The sequence below is a fragment of the Intrasporangium sp. genome (assembly GCF_036566125.1).
Taxonomy (GTDB): domain Bacteria; phylum Actinomycetota; class Actinomycetes; order Actinomycetales; family Dermatophilaceae; genus Intrasporangium.
Map to the genome: position 1 here is coordinate 1 of NZ_DATCWX010000239.1, position 21,786 is coordinate 21,786.

The following is a 21,786-nucleotide window of genomic DNA, read 5'->3' on the forward strand; positions in this document are numbered from 1 at the left end:
GCAACGGCTGCCAGATGTTCGCGGCGCTGGGCGAGCTGATCCCCGGCGCCGAGGCGTGGCCGCGCTTCACCCGCAACCGCTCGGAGCAGTACGAGGCCCGCCTCACCCTCGTCGAGGTGCTCGAGTCGCCCTCGATCTTCATGACCGGGATGGCCGGCAGCCGAGTGCCGATCGCGGTCGCCCACGGGGAGGGCTTTGCCAACTTCTCGGCGCGTGGCGACTCCGCTGCAGTGCAGCGGGCCATGCGTTTTGTCAACCATCACGGCGCCCCGGCGCTGACGTATCCGCACAACCCCAACGGGTCGCCCGACGGGCTCACCGCCGTGACGACCCCGGACGGACGGTTCACCGCGATGATGCCCCACCCGGAGCGCGTCTCCCGCAACGTCCAGCTGTCGTGGACCTCCGGGCGGATCGAGGACGAGAGCCCGTGGCTGCGGATGTTCCGCAACGCGCGGGTGTGGGTCGGCTGAGTCGGAGTGTGAAAGATCGCTCCCCTCCCCGGGGGAGCAACCTTTCACGATCAAGCCGTATGCCGCTGGGCGCGCTTCCCGAGGCGAGCCTCCCTTGGTCACGTGTCGACTCTGGCGGTCAGCGCTGACCGATGTCCACGAATTGTCCAGCCGAGGTGCATGCCAGGTCCGAGCCCTGCGGCTGGGCGACGAGGACCGTTGGACCATGCGAGTCACCACGTCAGCGCTTTGGACCTCGTCCCCGAGAGGCGGGATCGACCGGCCGGTTCTGGGCGGAAGTCGAGTGCATCGCCGCGAGCTCAGGGCCGGGGCGCTCGCGATGGTCCCCTTCGTCGTGGGCTACGTGCCGTTCGGTCTCCTCGTCGGTGTGGCCATCGCCCGCAGCACGGACTGGTTCGCCGCCTGGACGGGGACGATCACCGTCTACGGCGGTAGCGCCCAGCTCGCCCTGCTCCAGCTCCTCGCGGGGGGCGCCGCTGCGTGGACGGCGGCCGGCGCTGCGGTGTTGATCAACGCGAGGCTGCTCGTCTACAGCATGGCCCTGCTGCCGACCTTCGCCTCGGCCCGGTTGCCCGTGCGCCTGGCAGCCGCCGCCTTTGTCATCGAGCCGACCTGGGCTGTCGCTCTCCAGCGGGCCGAGTCGCCGGGGACGGTGAGCGAGCGGCGCTGGCACTATGCCGGCGCGACGGTCGTCCTCACCTTCGGCTGGCTCCTCGTCGTGACGGCCGGCCTGGCCCTGGGTCAGCTGAGCACGCCGAGCCTGTCGGTCATCGGGCCTCTCTGCCTCATCGCGGTAGTCGCCCCACACCTGCGTCTCCCAGGAGGGATTGCGGCGATCATCGCTGCCGTTGCGGCCACCATGCTCGGTGTCGCGATGGCGCTCCCCTCAGGCGTGATCCCGCTCCTTGCCATGGCGGCCGCCGTGGCCGCGGGGCTGGGGACCACTCGGAACGGCACGCGCAGATGAGCCTCTGGATCGCCGTCGTCGTTGCTGGGCTCGGCAGCTACGTCCTGCGCGTCCTGCCCTTCCTCGCAGGGAACCGCGTGCACCTGTCGGAGCGCGCCCAGGCGGGCTTGCGGCACGCGGGAATGGGCGCCATCACGGCGCTGCTCGTCCTCGGAGTCGTGGCTGTGCTGCGGCCGGGATCTGGACTCGCGGTGGTGCCTGTCGTCGCCGCGCTCGTCGCCGCGACGATCTGCGCAGTGCTGGGTCGCACCATGCTGACGACGGTGGTGATCGGGGCGGTCACCTATACGGCCGCGCTGGTGCTGATGAGTCCAGGGCTGCTCGGCCGCTGATCCGGTGGTCGAGGGGACTTGTCGCGAGAGCGGCCTGCTTCGACAATCGAGCCATGTTCATCAGCGGCGTTGCTGAAGGTGATGCGCAGGGCGAGGTGGCCAAGTACTTCGAGGCCCAGCGCGAGATGTGGGGTTTCCTGCCCAACTACGCGGTGCCTTTCTCGCATCGACCCGAGGTGGCCCAGGCGTGGCAGGCGCTCAACCTGGCCATCCGCGGCGGGATGGACCGGCGGCGCTACGAGATCGCCACCATCGCGGCATCCCGGGCCCGTCGCTCGACGTACTGCACTGCCGCGCACTCGAAGTTCCTGCGAGACGTGTGCGGCGACGAGGCTGCGATGTTGTCGATCAATGACCATCCGGACGGGGCCGGCCTCGATGAGACGGACCGCGCGGTCTACGAGTTCGCGACGGCTGTCGCCGCGGACGCGGCCGGCATCCAACAGGCTGACGTCGACCGGCTGAGGGCGGTCGGGCTGTCGGACGCAGACATTGCCGACGTCGTCTTCGCTGCTGCGGCCCGGTGCTTCTTCACCGCGGTGCTCGACGGCGCGGGTGCCCAGCTCGACGCCGAGACGGCCGCGGCATTCCCGCCCGACCAGATCGAGGGCATGGTCGTCGGCCGCCCGGTCGCAGGCACCTGACTCCGAACCAGGCGCGCGCGTGGAAAGAAGCCCGCGTGATCACGTGGGCTTCTTTCCACAGGCCGTGCGGCGCGAACTGCACACTGGACGAGAAGCGAGCTCAGCGGCATACGGCCTCGTTGTTGGAAAGGGGGTTGACGCGGCGGGTTAGCGTGAAGGTGTGACTCAACCACCGGCGATCACCACCCTCGGCGCGCTGCGGGCGTCCGGACACGAGCAGAAGCACCTCAAGACCGAGATGCGCGACAACCTGCTGGCCGCGCTGCGAGACGGGCGCGACCCGTGGCCGGGACTGCACGGCTTCGAGGACACCGTCATCCCACAGCTCGAGCGGGCCATCATCGCGGGACACGACGTCGTGCTCCTCGGCGAGCGGGGCCAGGGCAAGACCCGGCTGCTGCGTACGCTCGTCGGGCTGCTCGACGAGTGGACCCCCGTCATAGCCGGCGCCGAGCTCGGCGAGCATCCGTACGAGCCGATCACCCCGGCGTCCAGGCGCCGCGCGGCCGAGCTCTCCGACGACCTACCCGTGATGTGGCGGCACCGCGACGAGCGGTACTCCGAGAAGCTCGCCACCCCCGACACCTCCGTCGCCGATCTCGTCGGTGACGTCGACCCGATGAAGGTGGCCGAGGGGCGCTCACTCGGTGACCCGGAGACGATTCACTTCGGGCTCATCCCGCGCAGCCACCGGGGCATCGTCGCGATCAACGAGCTCCCCGACCTCGCCGAGCGGATCCAGGTCGCCATGCTCAACGTCATGGAAGAGCGCGACATCCAGATCCGCGGCTACGTCCTGCGGCTGCCGCTCGACGTGCTCGTCGTCGCTTCGGCCAATCCGGAGGACTACACGAACCGCGGCCGGATCATCACGCCGCTCAAGGACCGCTTCGGCGCGGAGATCCGGACGCACTACCCGGTCGAGCTCGAGGACGAGATCGCGGTGATCCGGCAGGAGGCGCACCTGCAGGCCGACGTGCCGCACTCGCTCATCGAGGTGCTCGCCCGGTTCGCCCGGCACCTGCGCGAGTCGAACGCGGTTGACCAGCGTTCCGGCGTGTCGGCCCGGTTCGCCATCGCGGCGGCCGAGACGATCGCCGCGGCTGCGCGCCACCGCGCGACGTTGCAGGTCGAGGACGACGCCGTCGCCCGACCCGTCGACCTCGACGGCGCGGTGGACGTGCTCGGCGGCAAGGTCGAGTTCGAGACGGGCGAGGAGGGCCGCGAGCGCGACATCCTGACCCACCTGCTGCGCACCGCGATCGCCGAGACCGTCGCACGGCACTTCCGCGGGATCGACTTCGCGCTGCTCGTCGACGCCATCGACGAGGGCGCGCTCGTGTCGACGGGCGAGCAGGTGTCGGCGCGCGCCTTCCTCACCGGGCTGCCGGTGCTGGGGGAGTCGGAGCTCTACGACGAGGTCTGCGAGCGGCTCGGTGCGCGGAATGACGGGGAACGGGCGAGTGCCATCGAGCTCGCGCTCGAGGGCCTCTACCTCGCCCGCAAGATCAGCAAGGAGACGAGCGGAGGGGAGACGGTGTACGGATGAGCCGGGCTCGCTACGGGCGGTATGTCGACGGGCCGGACCCGCTCGCCCCGCCGGTCGACCTCGCCGAGGCGCTCGAGGCGATCGGCGATGAGGTCATGTCCGGCCGCTCACCCGAGCGGGCCATGCGCGAGTTCCTCCGCCGCGGCGGCCGGGGCCAGCAGGGCCTCGACGACCTCGCCCGCCGGGTCGCCCAGCGGCGCCGTGAGATCCTCAGCCGGCACAACCTCGACGGCACGATGCAGCAGGTCCGCGAGCTGCTCGACAAGGCCGTCCTGGCGGAGCGCAAGCAACTCGCCCGCGACCTTGACGACGACGCCCGCTTCGCCGAGATGCGGATCGGCAACCTGCCCCAGTCGACCGCGGCCGCCGTGTCCGAGCTGTCGGACTACCCGTGGCGCTCATCCGAGGCGCGCGAGGCCTATGAGGAGATCAAGGACCTGCTCGGCCGGGAGCTGCTCGACCAGCGCTTCGCCGGGATGAAGCAGGCGCTCGAGGGCGCCACCGACGAGGACCGCGAGCGCATCAACGAGATGCTCGACGACCTCAACACGCTGCTCGAGGCGCACCGCAAGGGCGAGCCGACCGATGAGCTGTTCCAGGACTTCATGGACAAGCACGGTGACTTCTTCCCGGAGAACCCGCAGAACATCGACGAGCTCCTCGACGCCCTCGCCCAGCGCTCCGCCGCCGCGCAGCGGATGCTCAACTCGATGACCCAGGAGCAGCGAGACGAGCTGATGGCCCTGTCGCAGCAGGCGTTCGGGTCGCCGCAGCTCATGGACCAGCTCGGTCGCCTCGACGACAACCTCCGCGCGTTGCGCCCCGGCGAGGACTGGGGCGGAAGCGAGTCGTTCCAAGGCGACCAGGGACTCGGCCTCGGCGACGGCACCGGCGCGCTCCAGGACCTCGCCGACCTCGACGACCTCGCCGACGCCCTCGCCCAGCAGTACGACGGAGCCCGCCTCGACGACGTCGACCTCGACCAGCTCGCCCGCCAGCTCGGGCCGGAGGCCGCCGTCGACGCGCGCACCCTGGCCGAGCTGGAGCGAGCCCTGCGCCAGAGCGGCTACCTCCGGCGCACCTCGGACGGGCAGCTCACCCTCTCGCCCAAGGCGATGCGCCAGCTCGGCAAGGCACTGCTCCGGGACGTCGCCGACCGCATGTCGTCCCGCCAGGGCCAGCGCGACCAGCGACAGGCCGGCGCGGCCGGGGAGCTCTCCGGTGCGACGCGTGAGTGGACCTTCGGCGACTCCCAGCCGTGGGATGTCACGCGCACCGTGACCAACGCCGTCCTGCGCACCGTCTCAGAGGACCGGGGCACCCCAGGCCAGGCATCGAGTGGGAGCGAACCCCGCGGCATACGGGACAAGGGAATTCGTCTGGACATCCGTGATGTGGAGATCGCGGAGACAGAGTCGCGGACGCGCGCCGCGGTGGCCCTCCTGGCGGACACCTCCTTCTCGATGGCGATGGACGGCCGGTGGGTGCCGATGAAGCGGACCGCCCTCGCGCTGCACCACTTGATCCGCACCCGCTTCCGGGGTGATCACCTGCAGCTGATCGGCTTCGGCCGGAACGCTCGAGTCATGGACATCGAGGAGCTCACGGCGCTGGACGCCTTGTGGGACAAGGGAACCAACCTTCACCACGCGTTGCTCCTCGCGAACCGGCACTTCCGCAAGCACCCCAGTGCCCAGCCGGTCCTCCTCGTCGTGACGGACGGCGAGCCGACCTCGCACCTCACGTCGTCGGGCGAGACGTGGTTCAGCTACCCACCCTCGTCGCTCACCATCGCGAGCACCATCCGCGAGCTCGACGCCGCCGGTCGGCTGGGGGCCAAGACCACGTTCTTCCGGCTGGGCGAGGACCCGGGGCTGGCGCGGTTCGTCGACCAGATGGCCAAGCGGGTCGACGGACGCGTCGTCGCGCCGGAGGTCGACGATCTCGGTGCCGCGGTCATCGGCAGTTACCTGGGCGATCGTGGCCCGTCCGACTACGGGGGCTCCGGGACCTTGGGCGCCTATCGGAGCGCCTTCGGCGACTGGTGGGGCGATCGGGGCGGCTGGGTCGGCGACTGACGGTGTGTGGAAGCTTGCCCACCTCCTGGGGTGGGCAAGTTTCCACACAGACCGGCACCCGACGTCAGACGATGCGCCAGCCACGGGCCTCGGGAGCTGGCGGGCTCGGCATCCCTCCGTCGTCGAGGGGCTTGGCACCAGCGATCAGCCGGTCTACGTCGGGCCCGATCCGCAGGCCGGTGGGCAGGTTCGCTCGCGCCACGTCACGGCGGAGCCGTTCCTCGGGCAGCGGTACGGCGCTCGCGACAACGACACTGTTGCCGAATCGCCGCCGTTTGAGCACCTCGTGCGTCGCGATCAGCCCAACGTGTGGCAGCACACCGCGGATCGTCGCGAGCACCCTTGCCACATAACGCATTCCGGCTTCGTCGGCGAGGTTCCAGAGAGCCGTGCCCTCAGGCTTGAGCACCCTTGCGACCTCGTTGACGTATGCCGCTGAGCTGAGTTCCGCCGGGATCCGGCCTTGGGCGTAGGCGTCGGTCACGAGCACATCGGCTGAGTCGGTGCCCAACGCGCGGATCCCGGTGAGGCCGTCCAGCGGGCGGACCCGGATCCGGTGGCGGCGGGGGAGCGGGAGCTCGCGGCGGACGAGCTCGGTCAGGCCGGCGTCCGGTTCGAGGACGATCTGCGGAGACCCCGGTCGGGTCGCCTCGATCCACCGGGGCAGGGTCAGGCCGGCCCCGCCGACGTGGGTGACGGCGAGAGGCGCCGGCGGTGGTGCGGAGCAGGCGTCGATCGCCAGGGCGAGGTGCTGGACGTACTCGAAGACGAGCAGCGTCGGGTCGTCGAGCTGGACGTGCGACTGCGGTGCGCCGTCGACATGCACCGTCACGCCGCCGCGCTCGTCCCGCTCCAGGCTGATCCGCTCGGCCATGCCAGCTCAGAGGTCGAGGACGAGCTGACGCTGCTCGCCGTAGCGGGTGAAGCCGATCCGGCGCAGGATCGGCGAGGACGTGTCGACCCGGCCGTGGGTCAGGCCGAGCGTTGCGCCGACCGCCCGGGCGATCCCGAGCCGCTCGGCGAGAACGGCGCGATAGGCGCCGCGGCCGCGGTGAGTCTCGTGGGTGGCGCCTCCCCAGAGCCGGCAGACCGGGCCGACCAGCGTCCAGCCGCCCACGCCGGCGGGCTGACCCTCGACGTAGGCGACGACCACGCCGGTGGAATCGTCGACCAGACCGGGCTCGAGCTCGGCCAGGCTCTGCCGGAGCTGTTCCTCCGTGTGCTCCACGCCGCCGAAGGCGCTGCGCTCGACGACGTGCGCGTCCCGTTTGCTGTCGAGGTCGCGGACCCGCCGCAGCTCGATCCCGTCCGGCACGCCGAGGTCCGGCAGTCCGAGGTCCGGCAAGCCGAGGTCCGACACGGCTGCGGCGATGGGCAGCGCGAGGACATCCATGCGCTCGACGATGTGGCCACCGCGGGCGAGGACCTCGGCCTCGAGTCCGGGTGGACGGGTGGCGTCCGAGAGGTGCCACCAGAGTCGGTGTCGTCCGAGAGCTCTCGCCACGTCGTGGATCTCGTCGACCAGCTCGGCTGGATCACGCAGCGAGCCGAGGACCCTGGCACTGGTCGGGATGAGGAAGTGCTCCGGGTAGGCCACGACGAGGTACTCGGCGGTGCGCACGTGCTCGGCGCCCGGAGGCACCCAGGACCATTCGTTCGACGCGGCCAGCACGGAATCGGCGTCCCAGGTGCTGCCCACGATCCCTGTCACACCGACAGGCTACGGTCGGGGAATGCGATTCGGTCTGGCGATTCTCCCGGAGCACCCGTGGTCCGCGGCGGAGGGGATGTGGCGCGAGGCCGAGGCGATGGGCTTCGACCATGCGTGGACCTTCGACCACATCACGTGGGCCGGGCTGCCCGAGACGCCGTGGTTCGGGGCCGTCCCGACCCTCGCCGCCGCGGCGGCCGTCACGTCCCGGATCAGGCTCGGCACGTTCGTCTCCTCGCCCAACAACCACCACCCCGTGCAGTTCCTGAGGGAGATCCTCGCCCTGGACGACATCTCGTCGGGCCGCTTCCTCCTCGGCATCGGCAGCGGCGGCGACCTCGACTCGCGGATCACGGGGGAGGACCTGGCGCTCAAGGACCGGGTGGCGCGCTTCCACGAGTTCACTCACCTGCTCGACCGGCTGCTGAGCGAGGAGCGCGTCTCGGCCGAGGGCCGCTTCTACGGCGCACGCGACGTCGTCACTCTCCCCGGCCCGGTCCGGTCTCCGGAGGGGCCTCGCGCGAGCGCGCCCAATCGGGTCCCCTTCGTCATCGCGGCCAACGGTCCGAAGTCGATCCGGCTCGCCGTCGACAAGGGCGAGGGCTGGATGACCTACGGCGGCAACGTCGACACCGACGACCAGTGGTGGGGCCTCGTCACGACCCTCAGCCACGCGGTCGACCAGGCGCTCGACGCGGCAGGACGTGACCGGCATACGCTCTCCCGCTACCTCAACATCGACTCCGCGCCGACCTTCTCGCTCTCGAGCGTCGCCGCCTTCGAGGACGCCGTGGGCCGAGCGACCGAGCTGGGGTTCACCGACGTCATCACCCACTGGCCCCGGCCCGGCGAGCCGTATCGCGGGAGACGGGAGACGCTCGACGCCGTCGTCTCCGACGTCCTCCCGAGGTGGCGCTGATGCCGCCACGCCGGCGGGTTCCCATCACGGTCGGTCGAGAAGCCGTGGCCGTATGCCGTTCAGCCGGGTTCGCGGCCGACCGTGACGTCACTGCCACGGCAGTCCGCTACACGCTGGAGGAGCTCGCCGCCGTGGCGCCCGGCCGCACCGTCGAGGTGCGGGTCCCGCCCTACGGTGCGGCGCAGTGCGTCGAGGGGCCGGTCCATCGACGAGGCACGCCGCCCAACGTCATCGAGACCGACGCGTCGACGTGGCTCGCCCTGGCGACTGGGGAGCTCTCGTGGCAGGCGGCCGTGGACTCGGCGCGGGTCCGCGCGAGCGGTCAACGGGCTCACCTCGAGGGGCTGCTGCCGTTGGTCGCGCTGGACTCCGGCGTCGGGCAAATCGATTGAACGGCGTGGGTGACCTCGGCAGACTGACAACAGTGACCAGCCAGACTCCAGTCGACGCCGTCAGCGGCATGTCCAGGGACGCTGGGCCGCCCCAGCCGATCGTCGTCGCCCAAGGGTTGACGAAGGTCTACGGCGAGAACCGGGCGGTCGACGGCATCGACTTCTCGATCGCGCGCGGGGAGTCCTTCGGCCTGCTCGGGCCCAACGGCGCCGGCAAGTCGACGACGATGCGGATGATCGGCGGCACGCTCCAGCGGACCGGTGGCTCGATGAGCGTCGCCGGACTCGACCCCGCCGAGCGCGGTCCGGAGGTGCGGGCCCACCTCGGGGTCGTCCCGCAGCAGGACAACCTCGACGAGGAGCTGTCCGTCCGCGACAACCTCATCATGTACGGCCGCTACTTCGGGCTGCCGTACTCCTACCTGCGGGCGAAGGCCGACGAGCTGCTCGAGTTCGCGCAGCTGTCCGACCGTGGCAAGGAGAAGGTCGGCGCACTCTCCGGCGGCATGAAGCGACGCCTCACCATCGCCCGCTCCCTCGTGAACGAGCCCAAGGTGCTGCTCCTCGACGAGCCGACGACGGGCCTCGACCCGCAGGCGCGGCACGTGCTCTGGGACCGGCTCTTCCGGCTCAAGGAGGTCGGTGTCACGCTCGTCGTGACGACCCACTTCATGGACGAGGCCGAGCAGCTGTGCGACCGGCTTGTCGTCATCGACCGGGGTCGGATCATGGCCGAGGGCACGCCGCGCCAGCTCATCCGCGAGCACTCGACGCGCGAGGTGCTCGAGGTCCGCTTCGGGGCCGACCGCAACGCGGCGATGGTCGCGCAGCTCGAGGACATCGGGAGTCGTATCGAGGTGCTGCCGGACCGGGTTCTCATCTATGCCGACGACGGCGAGGCCGCGCTTGAGGCGGTCGCCGCGCGCGGGTTGACCCCGATCACCTCGCTGGTGCGCAGATCCTCGCTCGAGGACGTCTTCCTGCGCCTGACCGGTCGGAGCCTCGTTGACTGAGCACAGCGCGATCGCGGACCTCGGCCGGCTCGCCGCGTCGGGTCGGGTGCCGCCCCCCGAGGTCTTGGCGCGACGTGCCCGGCGCTGGGGCTGGTGGTTCTATGTCGAGGGCTGGCTGCGCGGGTCGAAGGCCTGGGCCATCTCCCTGCTCGTCTACATGGTCCTCATGCCGCTGCTCTACCTGACAGCACTCGGCCTCGGCCTGGGCCACCTCGTCGACCGCGGGGCAGGGTCGATCGACGGCGTCTCGTACCTCGTCTTCGTCGGGCCCGCACTGCTCGTCAGCACCGTCGTCATGTCGGTGGGGGGCGAGCTGACCTACCCGGTCATGGCCGGCTTCAAGTGGCAGCGCCTGTACTACGGGCCCCACGCCACGCCCCTCACGCCGGAGCAGATCTCGGTCGGCCAGCTCGTCGGCGTCATGATCCGCTTCGTCGTGCAGGCGGCGATCTTCCTGGGCTTCCTGCTCGCCTTCGATGCGGCGCCGAGCGGCTGGTCGTGGCTCAGCGTGCCGATCGCCGTGCTCACCGCCGCGGCCTTCGGAGCGCCCCTGCAGGCCTTCGCCGCCAGCCTCGAGGACGAGGGCTACCAGTTCGCCTTCGTCCAGCGCTTCGTCATCATGCCGATGTTCCTGTTCGCCGGCACGTTCTTCCCGCTCTCGGTGATGCCCGTGGCGCTCCAGTGGATCGGGTGGGTCTCGCCCGTGTGGCACGGCACGCAGCTGGCCCGTCAGGCGACCTACGGAGCTGTCGAGCCGCTCTGGCTGACGGTGACGCACGTCGCCGTGCTCGTCGCCATGACCGGGGTGGGCGTTGCGCTGGGACGACGGATCTACGCACGGAGGCTGGGGCGATGACCGCGGAGACCAGGGGTCGCTACGCGGCCCGGCTCGACGGGCTCTACGGCCGCAACGCCAAGGCGGTCATCGAGCGCGGCTTCCGGGTCATGAAGGGCCAGAACTGGGCGGTCATCGTCTCGGGGTTCTTCGAGCCGGTCTTCTACCTGCTCGCCATGGGCTTCGGGCTCGGTGGGCTGGTCGGCACGGTCACCGGACCGAACGGCGAACCGATCGAGTACGCCGCCTTCATCGCTCCGGCCCTGCTCGCGACGTCCGCGATGAACGGGGCGATCTACGACTCGACGTGGAACGTCTTCTTCAAGCTGCGCTTCGCCCGGCTCTACCAGGCGATGCTCCAGACGTCCCTCGGCCCCATGGACGTGGCCATGGGAGAGATCTTCATCGCGCTGTTCCGGGGATTCCTGTACGCCGTCGGCTTCATGGTGGTGATGCTCGGTATGGGCCTCGTGACCTCGCCGTGGGCGGTGCTCATGATCCCGGTCGCGCTGCTCATCGCCGTCGGCTTCGCCAGCATCGGCATGGCCGTGACGAGCTACCTCAAGAGCTTCCAGCAGATGGACCTCGTGCAGATCGCGCTCCTGCCGATGTTCCTCTTCTCCGCCACGCTCTTTCCCATCGACGTCTTCCCCACGGCGATCCAGTGGTTCGTCCAGGCCATGCCGCTCTGGCACGGGGTCGAGCTCATGCGTCACCTGGCGGTCGGCCACCTCGAGGCCGCCACGGCCGGGCACGCCCTCTACTTCGTCGTCATGTCGGTGCTCGGAGTCTGGTTCACGGCGAGCCGGCTGCGTGCTCTCTTCCTGCGCTGAGCCGGCCCCGGTGTGTGACCTATGCGATGGTGCACGTCGCGGGCAGGCCGAGGAACTCGCCGTAGCGTGAGGCCGCCTCATCCAGCATCCGCAGCTCACGAGCCGAGAGGGGGCGATGGGGGGACAGCTCGAACTGCACTCGCGTCGGTGTGACCGTCCGCTTCATCCCGGCCACGAGCTGTGCCTCGACCAGCGCCATCCCGATCGTGCTCTCTCGCTGCCTCGGCACGACGCCGCGGGCATCGAGCACCCAGCGCGAGTCCTGGTAGCCGCGGTAGGTCTCGTCGAGCAGCTGCAACAGGTGAGCAGGGGGCTGGACGGGACCGCTGGGCGGCTCGCCCGGCGGGTGCCAGTACGTGCGTCCGTCGTGCTCGAAGGAGTCCAGCTGGTCGCGGACCGCGTCGAGTCCGCGCCAGACGTCGGTGACGGTCACGGTGGCCCAGTAGGCGAGGTCCTTCACCGTCGCGGGCCCGTGACCCGTGAAGTAGCGCAGGACCAGCCGGGCCAATGCCGCATCGCGATCGAACGCCTCCAGCTCGACGCCGGAACCGACGCGGTCGGCGTAGGTGGCGTACGTGTGCTCGCCCTCGCGGGGTCGGCCACTGATGGCGAGGCGGCGCAGCTCGAGGTGCGCCATCAGCAGCATCACCATGCGACCAGTGACACGCTGCGCCAGATGCGGCAGCCGGTCGCGCAACGCCGCGGTCACCTCCTCACGCGTCCGATCCGGAGTCGCCGTCAGGAAGCCCAATGCAGCGTCGGCGAGCTGCCCGACCTCCTGCGTCGTCAGGCCGAGGTCACCCAGCAGCTGGCCGTCGACGACCTTGAACAGGCGTGGGCCGGTCAGGGCAAGCAGCCAGTCGATGTCGACGCGTGCGGTGTAGTGCCAGGTGGGGCGCAGCACGTGGGTGCGGACCGCGTCCCCTGAAGCGAGGAGAGAGCCGAGATCACTCGGGTCCGGCGACGTCGTCCGGGCGGCCACGGCCCACGCGGACTGGCTGGGGTTCTCTGCCTGCACGGCGAGCAGCGTGTCCAGAACCGTGCTCGCCGAGTCGGCGTGGGGCGCGGTGAGGAGCTGGTGCGACAGACGCCACCGGGCAATCGCAGCATCGTCCATGACGCCAGTATGGTGATGGCCCACTTCGGGGCCACTGCGTGCCTCGCCTAGGCTGGAGTGGTGACTCCGCAGCCGGCCCGTATCCCCAACTACAAGCGCTTCCTGCTCACGGGTGGGTTCATCGGGCTGGCCGTGGGGATCTGGTTCGGCCTGCGTGAACCGGGTGGCCCGAGCTACCACGAGACGGTGGAGTACTCCATGGGCACGGCGGTTTTGTTCCTCGCCGCGCTCGGGGCCTTCCTCGGGGCTGGTCTGGCCGGGCTCATCGCGATCCTCCTCGACCGCTCCGGGCGCGACACGTAACCGGTGTCCCGAGGCACCCGAGCAGCGTCGATGCGCCTCTTCGTCGCCATCGTCCCGCCCGACGAGGTCCTCGACGACCTCGCCGACCATGTCGACCCTCGCCGGTTCGCTGACGAGGAAGGTGGCTCCGAGCTGCGCTGGACCGACCGCCACCAGTGGCACATCACCCTGGCCTTTCTTGCGGACGTCCCCGACTGGCGCCTGGACGACCTGACCGCTGCGGTCGAGGCGACGGCGGCCCGCCACCATGCGCCCGTGCTGCGCCTCGCCGGAGCCGGGGCCTTCCCCAACCCCTACGCGGCCCGGGTGCTCTACACCGGCGTGGAGCAGGTCCGCGGCGACCTGGGGAGGCTCGCGAGCGGCATACGGACGGCGTGCAATGGGGCCGGGGCGTCGCCGGGCGGCGCCCGTTTCCACCCCCACGTGACATTGGGGCGCTTCCGCCGGCCGACCGAGGCGACCCGCTGGATCCGGGCCTTCGACGCGCACGAGGGACCGGTGTGGCAGGCGACGGAGGTCGCCCTCGTGGAGTCGCACCTTGGCCAGGGTCGGGGCCATCGTCCGCGCTACGAGGTGGTCGCGACGGCGCCTCTCGCGTGACCGCGGGCCGGGCGGCTGGGCGGACCGACCCCGTCGGTGTGGGAGAATCGGGTAGTGGCACGCGGCGACGGGCGACTGACCCATGACCTCCTTCACGGCGAAAAGGGACCCCAGGACGCGTGTGGCGTCTTCGGTGTGTGGGCCCCGGGCGAGGAGGTTGCCAAGCTGACCTACTTCGGGCTGTACGCCTTGCAGCACCGCGGTCAGGAGTCTGCCGGAATCGCCACCTCCGACGGCGAGAAGATCCTCGTCTACAAGGACATGGGCCTCGTGTCGCAGGTGTTCGACGAGGGCGCCCTGACCTCACTTCGCGGCCACATTGCGATCGGTCACACGCGCTACTCGACCACCGGCGGCTCGACCTGGGAGAACGCGCAGCCCACGCTTGGTGGCTCAGCCGGCCGGACGATTGCACTCGGGCACAACGGCAACCTCATCAACACCGTCGAGCTGCGGACCATGGTCGACGAGCACTTCGGCGATGGCCGGGTCACCGGTGAGCTGGCCCGCGGGAACACGTCCGACACCGCCCTCGTGACGACCCTCCTCTCGGCCGATCCCGAGAAGACCCCTGAGGAGGCGGCTCTCGAGCTCTTCCCCCGGCTGCGCGGGGCCTTCTGCTTCGTGTTCATGGACGAGCACACGCTGTATGCGGCGCGTGACCCGTGGGGTGTCCGACCGCTCGCGCTCGGCCGGCTCGAGCGCGGTTGGGTCGTCGCGTCCGAGACCGCCGCCCTGCAGACGATCGGCGCGTCCGTGGTCCGCGAGGTCGAGCCCGGTGAGCTCATCGCCATCGACGAGGACGGCCTGCGCTCGCACCGCTTCGCCGAGCCGCAGCCGAAGGGGTGCGTCTTCGAGTACGTCTACCTCGCCCGGCCCGACGCCGTGATTCGCGGCCGCGTCGTTCACGAGGCACGCGTCGAGATGGGCCGGGCGCTGGCCAGGGAGCACCCGGTCGAGGCGGACCTCGTGATCGGGGTGCCCGAGTCCGGTGTGCCCGCGGCGGTCGGCTACTCGCAGGAGTCGGGGATCCCCTTCGGGCAGGGCTTCGTCAAGAACGCCTACGTCGGCCGGACCTTCATCCAGCCCTCCCAGACGCTGCGCCAGCTCGGCATCCGGCTCAAGCTCAACGCGCTCGAGCACACCATCCGGGGCAAGCGCCTCGTCGTGGTCGACGACTCCATCGTCCGCGGCAACACCCAGCGCGCGCAGATCCGGATGCTCCGCGAGGCCGGAGCCGCCGAGGTCCACGTCCGGATCTCGTCGCCGCCCGTCCAGTGGCCGTGCTTCTACGGGATCGACTTCGCGACGCGGGCTGAGCTCATCGCAACCGGCCTGGGGGTCGAGGAGATCCGGGCCTCGATCGGCGCCGATTCGTTGGGCTACATCTCCGAGGCGGGCATGATCGCGGCCACCGACCAGCCGGCAGAGCAGCTGTGTACAGCCTGCTTCACGGGTCGCTACCCGATCGACCTGCCCGAGGATGGCCACATCGGCAAGCACGTCCTCGAGACCCTGCCGCTCACCGTCCGGACGGGACACGACCGGTCGGTGGACGTCGACGTCGAGGGTGTACCGATCGGCGTCGGCACCGGCGGCTCCGGAGCGCTCGACCACCCCTGACCCCTCCCCTGACCTTCTTCCGGTTCGAGGTATTCCGCGACGACCTAGAGTCGGTCCTTACCTCGACCCGAATACCTCGAACCGGCTCTGGCCGTCCCCATCCCATCGGCGGCAACTGCGTTGTCCACAGGTCCAGGGGACGCCTCCCAGCAGATGTCGGGCTGCGTCGAAGGTGCAGGCCATGGAGTCCTCGCATCAGACCCACCAGCCCGAGAACGACGTGCTGGTGGAACGCCGATACCGAGCGCGCATCCGACTGGCGCGGGCCCGGGAGGCCGCCTCGCACACGGGAGCCGTCGTGTCTCGGTCGTTGCTGCGCAGCGTCGGCGTGGGCTACGTCGACGTCCGGACCGAGGTGGAGGCGGGTCGATGGCGACTCCACGGGCTGCAGACAGTAGCCCTTCACACGGGGGATCTGACACCCGAGGAACATCGCTGGCGCATCGTGTGGGAGACGGGCGAGGAGATCGCAGCCATCGACGGCGTGACAGCGTTGCAGGCGGCGGGTCTGAAGAACTTCACAGATGAGTCGATCCATGTCTCGGTGGTTCATCGGTGCTCGGTGAAGAAGGTGGCAGGCGCCAAGCTGCACAAGGTGATCCGGCGTCTGCCTGATGAGGTGATGGGCGCTGGACTACCACGTACGAAACCGGCTGTGGCGGCGTTACGCGGTGCCTATTGGGCTGTGTCGGACAAGCAGGCAGCGCTCATTCTGGTCATGACGGTGCAGCAGCGCCTTGCCACGCCGCAACAACTGAAGTCATGGTCGACGCGGCTTCGGGGGCGTCGCCGGCGCAAGTTCATCAAGGACGTGATCGGCTACCTCGACAACGGGGTTCAGTCACTCGGCGAACTCGACTTTGCAAGGCTGTGCAGGCAGCGAGGTCTGCCCGAGCCGACGCGGCAGGCCATCGTCGAGGGGTCGCGCGGCCGGATGTACCTCGATGTCCGCTGGGACGGATACGCACTCGTCGTCGAGATCGACGGTGTCCAGCATCGCGAAGGCCTCCAGGTGACCGCGGACAACCTCGGACGCAACGAGGTCACGCTCCGAGAGGACAAGGTGCTGCGCATCGACATCCTCGGCCTCCGCCTGCACGAGGATGAGTTCATGGACCAGGTCAGCCGGGGTCTCGACCCTGCCTGACTCGGTCTCAGCGCTCGGTTCGAGGTATGGGCCGACTCCTGGTCATCGCCGGATACCTCGAATGCGGGCGGCGGGGGAGCGGATGTGGGCGGGGAAGGGAGGGGAGAGCGCCGGTAGGGTTGGTGCGTGACGAATGAGCCCGCTGGCCCCATCACATATGCCTCCGCCGGAGTTGACGTCGAGGCGGGGGACCGGGCCGTCGAGCTGATGAAGGAGTCGGTTCGCCGTGCCACACGTCCCGAGGTTCTCGGGGGGCTCGGTGGGTTCGCCGGGATGTTCGACGCGAGCGCCATCGCACGCATGACTCGGCCCGTCCTCGCCACGAGTACCGACGGGGTGGGCACCAAGGTCGCCATCGCCCAGGCCCTGGACAAGCACGACACGATCGGCTTCGACCTCGTCGGCATGGTCGTCGACGACATCGTCGTGTGCGGGGCCGAGCCGCTGTTCATGACCGACTACATCGCCACGGGCAAGGTCGTCCCCGAGCGAATCGCCGCGATCGTCGGAGGGATCGCGCAGGCCTGCGAGGAGGCCGGTGTCGCTCTTGTCGGCGGCGAGACCGCGGAGCACCCCGGGCTGCTCGAGCCGGACGAGTACGACGTGGCGGGGGCCGCGACCGGAGTCGTCGAGCACGCGGACGTCCTCGGCCCGCAACGGGTCCGGGACGGCGACGTGGTCGTGGCCCTCGCGAGCAGCGGTCTGCACAGCAACGGCTACAGCCTCGTCCGACGCGTCATTGCCTCCGCCGCATGGCAGCTTGATCGCCACGTCGATGAGTTCGGCCGAACGCTCGGTGAGGAGCTGCTCGAGCCGACCCGCATCTACACCAAGCCGCTGCTCTCACTGATCCAGGACACAGGCGTCGAGGTGCACGCCCTGAGCCACGTCACCGGCGGCGGGCTCGCCGCGAACCTCGCCCGGGTGCTCCCCCCAGGCATGATGGCGCGCGTCGACCGCTCGACGTGGGCGCCGCCTGCGGTCTTCGAGATGATCCAGGCCCTCGGCCGCGTGCCGCGGGCAGACCTGGAGCGCACGCTGAACCAGGGCGTCGGCTTCGTCGCCGTGCTTCCCCAGCCACACGCGGACCGCGCCATCGAGCTGAGCAAGCTCAGCGGCATACAGGCATGGCGTATCGGCGAGGTGATGGCCGAGGCGGGCGCAACCCTCGACCCCGCCGCGGAACTCGTCCGGGGCGCAAAAGGCGTCGACGGCGGCGCCGTCCAGGTCGTGGGGCAGCACCCCAAGACCTGAACGGGCAGCCGTCATCGTGGGTCGGGCTGTGCGCCCGACGCACGAGGTGTGCAAGAAAGTGGATGGGCGGCTCAGCGCTCGCCCGCTGCCCACTTTCCGTACTCGTCGTAGTCGTCCTCGTCAGGCCGTGGCGTGTCGTCACGGTCCGCACCAGAAGACTCGCGGTGCAGCTCTCGCTCCAGCGCGCTCAAGTCCGTGTCTGGCGTGTAGTACTTGAGCTGCCGTGCGACCTTGGTCTGCTTGGCTTTGGCTCGGCCGCGCCCCATGGCGTGACCCCCTCGTGCGTCGTGCCGGGACGGCATCGCTCGGCGGAGGGCCTTCTCAAGCCCTCCGTCGTCCGCGTAGCGGCCCCGGGAATGTGTGTGTTCTCGTGGTGCTAACGCTACATGAGCCACGCAAATCCTGCTCCACCGGCACACTCTCGCCCGGGACCCGGCCGCGGGCGGAATGAGAGGGAAAGTGGGTTTGCCCAATCTGCTACCAGCCGGTCGTGGAGGGCCTAACCTTGCTCCATTGAGCCCTTGAGGGCCAAGCGTGGTGTCGCCGACTGAGCGACTGGGTGGTGGGGAAATGACCATGACAACACAGGATCGGCATGAGACCGAGAAACTGTTGACGCCGGCCGAAGTCGCCGCGCTCTTCAGAGTCGACCCGAAGACCGTCACTCGATGGGCCAAGGCCGGCAAGCTCACCTCGATCCGGACTCTCGGCGGGCACCGCCGGTACCGCGAGTCCGAGGTCCGGGCGCTCCTGGGCGGCCACTGACCAGACGTCGAGGTGTCAGGGGTAGGGCAGTTCGAGGCTGTCACGGGCGGTGATGCCCGGGCGTTCGTCTACCGCGGGCTGCTCGGCGTTGTCGCGCCCCGATGGAGCCGAGCCCATTTCGCCGTCGGATCCGGTGGGGTGCTGGTGTCGCCAGACCGGCTGACCACCGACGTCGTCAGCTGGCCGGACGTCGAGGCGATCGAGTTCTTCCGCCAGACGTCTCCCCACAGTGCGGACAGGGACTGGCAGCAGGCAGTGGGCGTCGTGCTCACCCCCGAGGCGGGACTTGCCAAGGCAGCGATCTGGCGGGAGGACTGGCGCTCGCAGATGCCCCACGAGGTTGTGTCGTTCGTCGGCCGATTCGTGGACGGGGTCCTTGAGGGCCTTGGCGAGGAGCCGGTCCGCCTGAGCGTCCCGATCTACCGACCGCTCTTCGGGCGCGCTGCCCTCGAGGAGGCAGTGGCGACCTTCGCGCCGGAGAAGCCGGTGCGTGATGGGCCACCCGTCGACGGACGTGTCAGGCGTCGTGCGCTGGTCCGACGGTGGACTGTCGGCGGGTCCTCGTAGCGTCGGCGCATGACCTCCACACCAGACATCACCGCCATCACCCTGGGAGTACGTGACGTCGAGCGGTCGCGCCGCTTCTACGTCGACGGGCTCGGCTTCCGTCAGGTCCTCGAGATCCCGGGGGACATCGCCTTCGTCCAGTGCGCCCGTGGCCAGCTGCTCGCCCTGTGGGACGTGGAGCAGATGCCGACCGAGTACGGCGACGTGGGCCACGGATCCGCTGCCCCGCCTGTCTCGCTCGGCCACAACGTCGACGGCCCCGACCGGGTGCGCGAGCTGTATGCCGCTGCACTGGCGGCCGGGGCCACCACGGTCACCGAGCCGGCTCAGCGGGAGTGGGGTGGGATGAGTGCATGCGTGGCCGACCCGGACGGCTTCCGCTGGGACCTCGTCTGGAACCCGAACTTCCGGGTCGACCCCGACGGCACCGTCCACCTCGGTGACGCGTGAAGCCGATCGACGCGCGTCACTCGACGATGGGAGAGCGCCGCTCGACGAGGACGACGTCGCGCCACGCACCGTCCAGCTGGGCGACCCGCCGCCGGACCCCCACTTCGCGGAACCCGACGCGGCGGTGCAGCGCCAGGCTTGCGACGTTCTCGGGGAAGATGCCGGACTGGATCGTCCAGATGCCGGCTGCCTCGGTCGAGGCGATCACGGCGTCGAGCAGGGCGCGCCCCACGCCGCGTCCGCGTAGTCGCGGGTCGACATAGACAGAGTGCTCGACGACGCCCGCATAGGCCTGGCGAGAGGACACGGCCGTCACCGCGACCCAGCCGAGCACCGCGCCGTGGTCGTCCACCGCGACGAACCGGTGCCCGGGCAACCGCGACGCGTCGAACTCGGCCCAGGTCGGGGCCTCGGTCTCGAACGTCGCCAGCCGGCCCTCGATACCCAGCTGGTAGATGCGGATGACGTCGTCGGCATGGGCGGCCGTCAGCCGGATGATCCGCACGGCACCCACGGTAGCGCCGGGGCCAGCGCCCGGGGAGTCAGTGGCCGAGGGCCCGCAGCTCGAGGCGGGTCGCGAGGCGCGTCACCGGGTCGGTGAGGTCGAGGTCGACGATCTCGGGCAGCTTCTGCATCCGGTAGCGGAGCGTGTTCGGGTGGACGTGGAGCGATGTCGCGGCCGTCCGTGGGTCCCCGGGGTGGTCGAGCCAGGCCGCCACCGTGGCCGCATACGCCGTGCCGTGTTCCTCGTCGTGGGCGTGCAGGTCGCCCACGGGGCCGGCAGACCGAGCATTCCGTATGCCGCTCACTGCCCTCTCGCACGTCACCTCCGCCCAGGCGTCGTCCACCGACACGACGCGCTCCCGCAGTCGGCCGGCGAGGGCGAGGCGATGCACCTCCAGTGCCTCCTGACGGGAACGGGCCAGCTGAGGCAGATGGCGCACGGCGCTGCCCGCCGAGGCACGAACCTCGGGGCGGGTCTGCACGAGCTCGTCGACGGCGGCGCGCAGCCAGTCCCAGGTGCCCGGGGCCGCTCGGGACTCCTGGCTCTCGTCCCAGCCCGGGTCGCGCACGAGGACCATGACCACGTCGTCGAGGAGTGCAAGCAGGGGTTGACGCCACAGCAGCCGGCGACACGCGGACTCCCACGCCAGCAGCTGGCTCTCCGGGTCGAGGTCGGGATCACCGCCCAGCGCGACGACACGCCAAGGGGGCTCTGGCAGCCACACCTCGGCCTCGGCCACACTGCCCGAGAGCAGGTCGCGCAACCGGTCAGCAGCGACCCGCCGGGCCAGGTCCGTCTGCGAACGCAGCCGCAGCAGGTGCAGCGCCACGACAGACGCCGTCTGCGCCAGCGACCGGATCGTCTCGGCCGGAGGTGGCTCGTCGACGACTGCCCAAATGGAGCCCAACCACTCGTCCGCGGCCCGGACGGGAATGACGAGCCGGGCCCGCAGCTCGCCGTCGGCGGGGACGAAGAAGGGATCGCTCGAGCGAGCCAGGCGCCGGAACACCCCCCGGCCGCGCAAGCTCGTCAGGATCGCGTCGGGAACCTTCCGGCCGACGATCGTGGACAGCCGAACCGGGTCCGCGACGTCCTGGCGGGACGAGTAGGCGAGGACGCGCGACTGGGTGTCCTCGATGGTGACCGGCGCCTCGACGAGGGCGGCACAGGCATCGGCCAGCGCGAACAGGTCGTCGTGGACAGGGCCGTCGCTCCGCGCTGCGGCTCCGGTCGCGGCGCGGTCCAGGACGCCCCGGAGCAGCCACACGACGTGGGCCCAGGAAGCATGGTCGGCGAGCTCGACGAGGGGCACGCCGAGCCGATGCGCCGCTCCGCGGACGTCTCTGCGACGGGCCAGGGTGCGCCGGACGACGACACCGCCGCTCCCGACCCGCTGGGCCTCCTCGATCAGCTCGATGGCTGCCTCGGGGGACTCGATGCCCACACCGAGCAGCAGGTCGCCCGTCTGGCCGAAGACCCCAGCGCGGGGCTCGGCGAGCGTGATGTCATCGACCTCGGGGCCGGGAGCCTCCACGGCGACGCGGAGCAGGCCGCCGCCGAGCGCGCCGACGACGTCGCGGAGCGAGAGACCGCGTGGACTGGTTGCCTTGGGATGGGGCATGGCTCCATGATTGACGGCGGATTCGTGCTCCTGCAACAACGGGCAGGCACATCTTTGTAGCGCAGACACCATGGGTCCGCCGTCGATG

The 21,786-nt window shown here is 70.3% G+C and carries 25 protein-coding genes; 19 read left to right on the top strand and 6 right to left on the bottom strand.

All coding sequences use genetic code 11. The features are described from left to right. The 6 genes from VIR15_RS14520 to VIR15_RS14545 form a co-directional block, all read left to right on the top strand. The coding region (locus VIR15_RS14520) for a phosphoribosylformylglycinamidine synthase subunit PurQ (RefSeq protein ID WP_331928875.1) at positions 1-473 on the top strand (473 nt) is incomplete at its 5' end. Between the two features lie 283 nt (positions 474-756). After that, positions 757-1,440: an AzlC family ABC transporter permease gene (locus VIR15_RS14525; protein ID WP_331928878.1), complete on the top strand. Its 684-nt coding sequence runs from the start codon at positions 757-759 to the stop codon at positions 1,438-1,440. Then, positions 1,437-1,772, top strand: a complete 336-nt coding sequence (locus tag VIR15_RS14530; RefSeq protein WP_331928880.1) for a branched-chain amino acid transport AzlD family protein — start codon at positions 1,437-1,439, stop codon at positions 1,770-1,772. Before VIR15_RS14525 ends, VIR15_RS14530 begins: the two co-directional genes overlap by 4 nt. A 53-nt stretch (positions 1,773-1,825) precedes the next feature. Further along, positions 1,826-2,416, top strand: coding sequence for a carboxymuconolactone decarboxylase family protein (locus VIR15_RS14535; RefSeq protein ID WP_331928882.1), 591 nt, complete (start codon positions 1,826-1,828; stop codon positions 2,414-2,416). A gap of 160 nt (positions 2,417-2,576) precedes the next feature. Next, positions 2,577-3,965 carry a MoxR family ATPase gene (locus tag VIR15_RS14540; RefSeq protein ID WP_331928885.1) on the top strand — a complete coding sequence of 463 codons (1,389 nt, stop codon included), beginning with the start codon at positions 2,577-2,579 and terminating at the stop codon, positions 3,963-3,965. Further along, positions 3,962-6,043 (top strand): vWA domain-containing protein, encoded by a 2,082-nt coding sequence (locus VIR15_RS14545; RefSeq protein WP_331928887.1) that lies wholly within the window; start codon positions 3,962-3,964, stop codon positions 6,041-6,043. Before VIR15_RS14540 ends, VIR15_RS14545 begins: the two co-directional genes overlap by 4 nt. A 64-nt stretch (positions 6,044-6,107) precedes the next feature. On the opposite strand, the gene VIR15_RS14550 is transcribed toward VIR15_RS14545, so the two are convergent. Both VIR15_RS14550 and VIR15_RS14555 read right to left on the bottom strand, forming a co-directional pair. Next, on the bottom strand, positions 6,108-6,917 hold the full coding sequence (locus VIR15_RS14550) for a spermidine synthase (RefSeq protein ID WP_331928890.1): 810 nt from the start codon (positions 6,915-6,917) through the stop codon (positions 6,108-6,110). A 6-nt stretch (positions 6,918-6,923) separates the two neighbouring features. Next, positions 6,924-7,754, bottom strand: a complete 831-nt coding sequence (locus tag VIR15_RS14555; protein WP_331928892.1) for a GNAT family N-acetyltransferase — start codon at positions 7,752-7,754, stop codon at positions 6,924-6,926. A gap of 22 nt (positions 7,755-7,776) precedes the next feature. Between VIR15_RS14555 and VIR15_RS14560 the strand changes: the two genes are divergently transcribed. The 5 genes from VIR15_RS14560 (at position 7,777) to VIR15_RS14580 (ending at position 11,746) form a co-directional block, all read left to right on the top strand. Then, positions 7,777-8,673 (top strand): LLM class flavin-dependent oxidoreductase, encoded by an 897-nt coding sequence (locus VIR15_RS14560; protein ID WP_331928894.1) that lies wholly within the window; start codon positions 7,777-7,779, stop codon positions 8,671-8,673. Beyond that, positions 8,673-9,065: a sterol carrier family protein gene (locus VIR15_RS14565; RefSeq protein WP_331928896.1), complete on the top strand. Its 393-nt coding sequence runs from the start codon at positions 8,673-8,675 to the stop codon at positions 9,063-9,065. The genes VIR15_RS14560 and VIR15_RS14565 overlap by 1 nt, the downstream gene beginning before the upstream one ends. Before the next feature lie 68 nt (positions 9,066-9,133). After that, on the top strand, positions 9,134-10,078 hold the full coding sequence (locus VIR15_RS14570) for an ABC transporter ATP-binding protein (protein WP_331928959.1): 945 nt from the start codon (positions 9,134-9,136) through the stop codon (positions 10,076-10,078). After that, positions 10,071-10,934, top strand: a complete 864-nt coding sequence (locus VIR15_RS14575) for an ABC transporter permease (protein ID WP_331928899.1) — start codon at positions 10,071-10,073, stop codon at positions 10,932-10,934. Before VIR15_RS14570 ends, VIR15_RS14575 begins: the two co-directional genes overlap by 8 nt. Then, positions 10,931-11,746, top strand: a complete 816-nt coding sequence (locus VIR15_RS14580) for an ABC transporter permease (RefSeq protein ID WP_331928901.1) — start codon at positions 10,931-10,933, stop codon at positions 11,744-11,746. Before VIR15_RS14575 ends, VIR15_RS14580 begins: the two co-directional genes overlap by 4 nt. A 19-nt stretch (positions 11,747-11,765) precedes the next feature. On the opposite strand, the gene VIR15_RS14585 is transcribed toward VIR15_RS14580, so the two are convergent. After that, complete coding sequence (locus tag VIR15_RS14585; RefSeq protein WP_331928904.1) at positions 11,766-12,863, bottom strand: winged helix DNA-binding domain-containing protein; 1,098 nt, start codon at positions 12,861-12,863, stop codon at positions 11,766-11,768. Positions 12,864-12,923: 60 nt separating this feature from the next. On the opposite strand from VIR15_RS14585, the gene VIR15_RS14590 reads away from it, so the two are divergent. From VIR15_RS14590 to purM, 5 genes are all read left to right on the top strand, one after another. Continuing rightward, entirely contained in the window at positions 12,924-13,166 is a 243-nt protein-coding gene (locus VIR15_RS14590; protein WP_331928906.1) for a hypothetical protein, read from the top strand. A 30-nt stretch (positions 13,167-13,196) separates the two neighbouring features. Further along, complete coding sequence (gene thpR / locus VIR15_RS14595; RefSeq protein WP_331928909.1) at positions 13,197-13,766, top strand: RNA 2',3'-cyclic phosphodiesterase; 570 nt, start codon at positions 13,197-13,199, stop codon at positions 13,764-13,766. A gap of 54 nt (positions 13,767-13,820) precedes the next feature. After that, positions 13,821-15,389, top strand: a complete 1,569-nt coding sequence (purF, locus tag VIR15_RS14600; protein ID WP_331928911.1) for an amidophosphoribosyltransferase — start codon at positions 13,821-13,823, stop codon at positions 15,387-15,389. Positions 15,390-15,570: 181 nt separating this feature from the next. Further along, on the top strand, positions 15,571-16,536 hold the full coding sequence (locus VIR15_RS14605; protein ID WP_331928913.1) for a hypothetical protein: 966 nt from the start codon (positions 15,571-15,573) through the stop codon (positions 16,534-16,536). A 126-nt stretch (positions 16,537-16,662) separates the two neighbouring features. Continuing rightward, positions 16,663-17,790 (top strand): phosphoribosylformylglycinamidine cyclo-ligase, encoded by a 1,128-nt coding sequence (gene purM, locus VIR15_RS14610; protein WP_331928916.1) that lies wholly within the window; start codon positions 16,663-16,665, stop codon positions 17,788-17,790. A gap of 71 nt (positions 17,791-17,861) precedes the next feature. Here the strand turns inward: purM and VIR15_RS14615 are convergent, their stop codons facing one another. Then, positions 17,862-18,056, bottom strand: a complete 195-nt coding sequence (locus tag VIR15_RS14615; RefSeq protein ID WP_331928918.1) for a DUF3073 domain-containing protein — start codon at positions 18,054-18,056, stop codon at positions 17,862-17,864. Positions 18,057-18,366: 310 nt separating this feature from the next. Between VIR15_RS14615 and VIR15_RS14620 the strand changes: the two genes are divergently transcribed. Genes VIR15_RS14620 through VIR15_RS14630 form a run of 3 tightly spaced genes read left to right on the top strand, consistent with a single transcriptional unit; the run spans position 18,367 to position 19,572 of the window. After that, a complete protein-coding gene (locus VIR15_RS14620) occupies positions 18,367-18,555 on the top strand; it encodes a BldC family transcriptional regulator (RefSeq protein WP_324141222.1) in 189 nt (62 codons plus the stop codon). Between the two features lie 12 nt (positions 18,556-18,567). Continuing rightward, positions 18,568-19,122 (top strand): hypothetical protein, encoded by a 555-nt coding sequence (locus VIR15_RS14625; protein WP_331928923.1) that lies wholly within the window; start codon positions 18,568-18,570, stop codon positions 19,120-19,122. Between the two features lie 9 nt (positions 19,123-19,131). After that, a complete protein-coding gene (locus tag VIR15_RS14630; protein WP_331928925.1) occupies positions 19,132-19,572 on the top strand; it encodes a VOC family protein in 441 nt (146 codons plus the stop codon). A gap of 16 nt (positions 19,573-19,588) precedes the next feature. Here the strand turns inward: VIR15_RS14630 and VIR15_RS14635 are convergent, their stop codons facing one another. Together VIR15_RS14635 and VIR15_RS14640 are read right to left on the bottom strand one after the other, a co-directional pair. Beyond that, on the bottom strand, positions 19,589-20,077 hold the full coding sequence (locus VIR15_RS14635; RefSeq protein ID WP_331928928.1) for a GNAT family N-acetyltransferase: 489 nt from the start codon (positions 20,075-20,077) through the stop codon (positions 19,589-19,591). A gap of 37 nt (positions 20,078-20,114) precedes the next feature. Continuing rightward, a complete protein-coding gene (locus VIR15_RS14640) occupies positions 20,115-21,698 on the bottom strand; it encodes a PucR family transcriptional regulator (protein ID WP_331928930.1) in 1,584 nt (527 codons plus the stop codon). Positions 21,699-21,786 lie beyond the last annotated feature (88 nt).

Coding starts and splice junctions, on each gene's coding strand:
- VIR15_RS14530 (WP_331928880.1), top strand. CDS start 1,437: ATGAGCCTCTGGATCGCCGTCGTCGTTGCTGGGCTCGGCAGCTACGTC.
- VIR15_RS14535 (WP_331928882.1), top strand. CDS start 1,826: ATGTTCATCAGCGGCGTTGCTGAAGGTGATGCGCAGGGCGAGGTGGCC.
- VIR15_RS14545 (WP_331928887.1), top strand. CDS start 3,962: ATGAGCCGGGCTCGCTACGGGCGGTATGTCGACGGGCCGGACCCGCTC.
- VIR15_RS14550 (WP_331928890.1), bottom strand. CDS start 6,917: ATGGCCGAGCGGATCAGCCTGGAGCGGGACGAGCGCGGCGGCGTGACG.
- VIR15_RS14560 (WP_331928894.1), top strand. CDS start 7,777: ATGCGATTCGGTCTGGCGATTCTCCCGGAGCACCCGTGGTCCGCGGCG.
- VIR15_RS14565 (WP_331928896.1), top strand. CDS start 8,673: ATGCCGCCACGCCGGCGGGTTCCCATCACGGTCGGTCGAGAAGCCGTG.
- VIR15_RS14570 (WP_331928959.1), top strand. CDS start 9,134: ATGTCCAGGGACGCTGGGCCGCCCCAGCCGATCGTCGTCGCCCAAGGG.
- VIR15_RS14580 (WP_331928901.1), top strand. CDS start 10,931: ATGACCGCGGAGACCAGGGGTCGCTACGCGGCCCGGCTCGACGGGCTC.
- VIR15_RS14585 (WP_331928904.1), bottom strand. CDS start 12,863: ATGGACGATGCTGCGATTGCCCGGTGGCGTCTGTCGCACCAGCTCCTC.
- thpR (WP_331928909.1), top strand. CDS start 13,197: ATGCGCCTCTTCGTCGCCATCGTCCCGCCCGACGAGGTCCTCGACGAC.
- VIR15_RS14605 (WP_331928913.1), top strand. CDS start 15,571: ATGGAGTCCTCGCATCAGACCCACCAGCCCGAGAACGACGTGCTGGTG.
- VIR15_RS14615 (WP_331928918.1), bottom strand. CDS start 18,056: ATGGGGCGCGGCCGAGCCAAAGCCAAGCAGACCAAGGTCGCACGGCAG.
- VIR15_RS14620 (WP_324141222.1), top strand. CDS start 18,367: ATGACAACACAGGATCGGCATGAGACCGAGAAACTGTTGACGCCGGCC.
- VIR15_RS14630 (WP_331928925.1), top strand. CDS start 19,132: ATGACCTCCACACCAGACATCACCGCCATCACCCTGGGAGTACGTGAC.
- VIR15_RS14640 (WP_331928930.1), bottom strand. CDS start 21,698: ATGCCCCATCCCAAGGCAACCAGTCCACGCGGTCTCTCGCTCCGCGAC.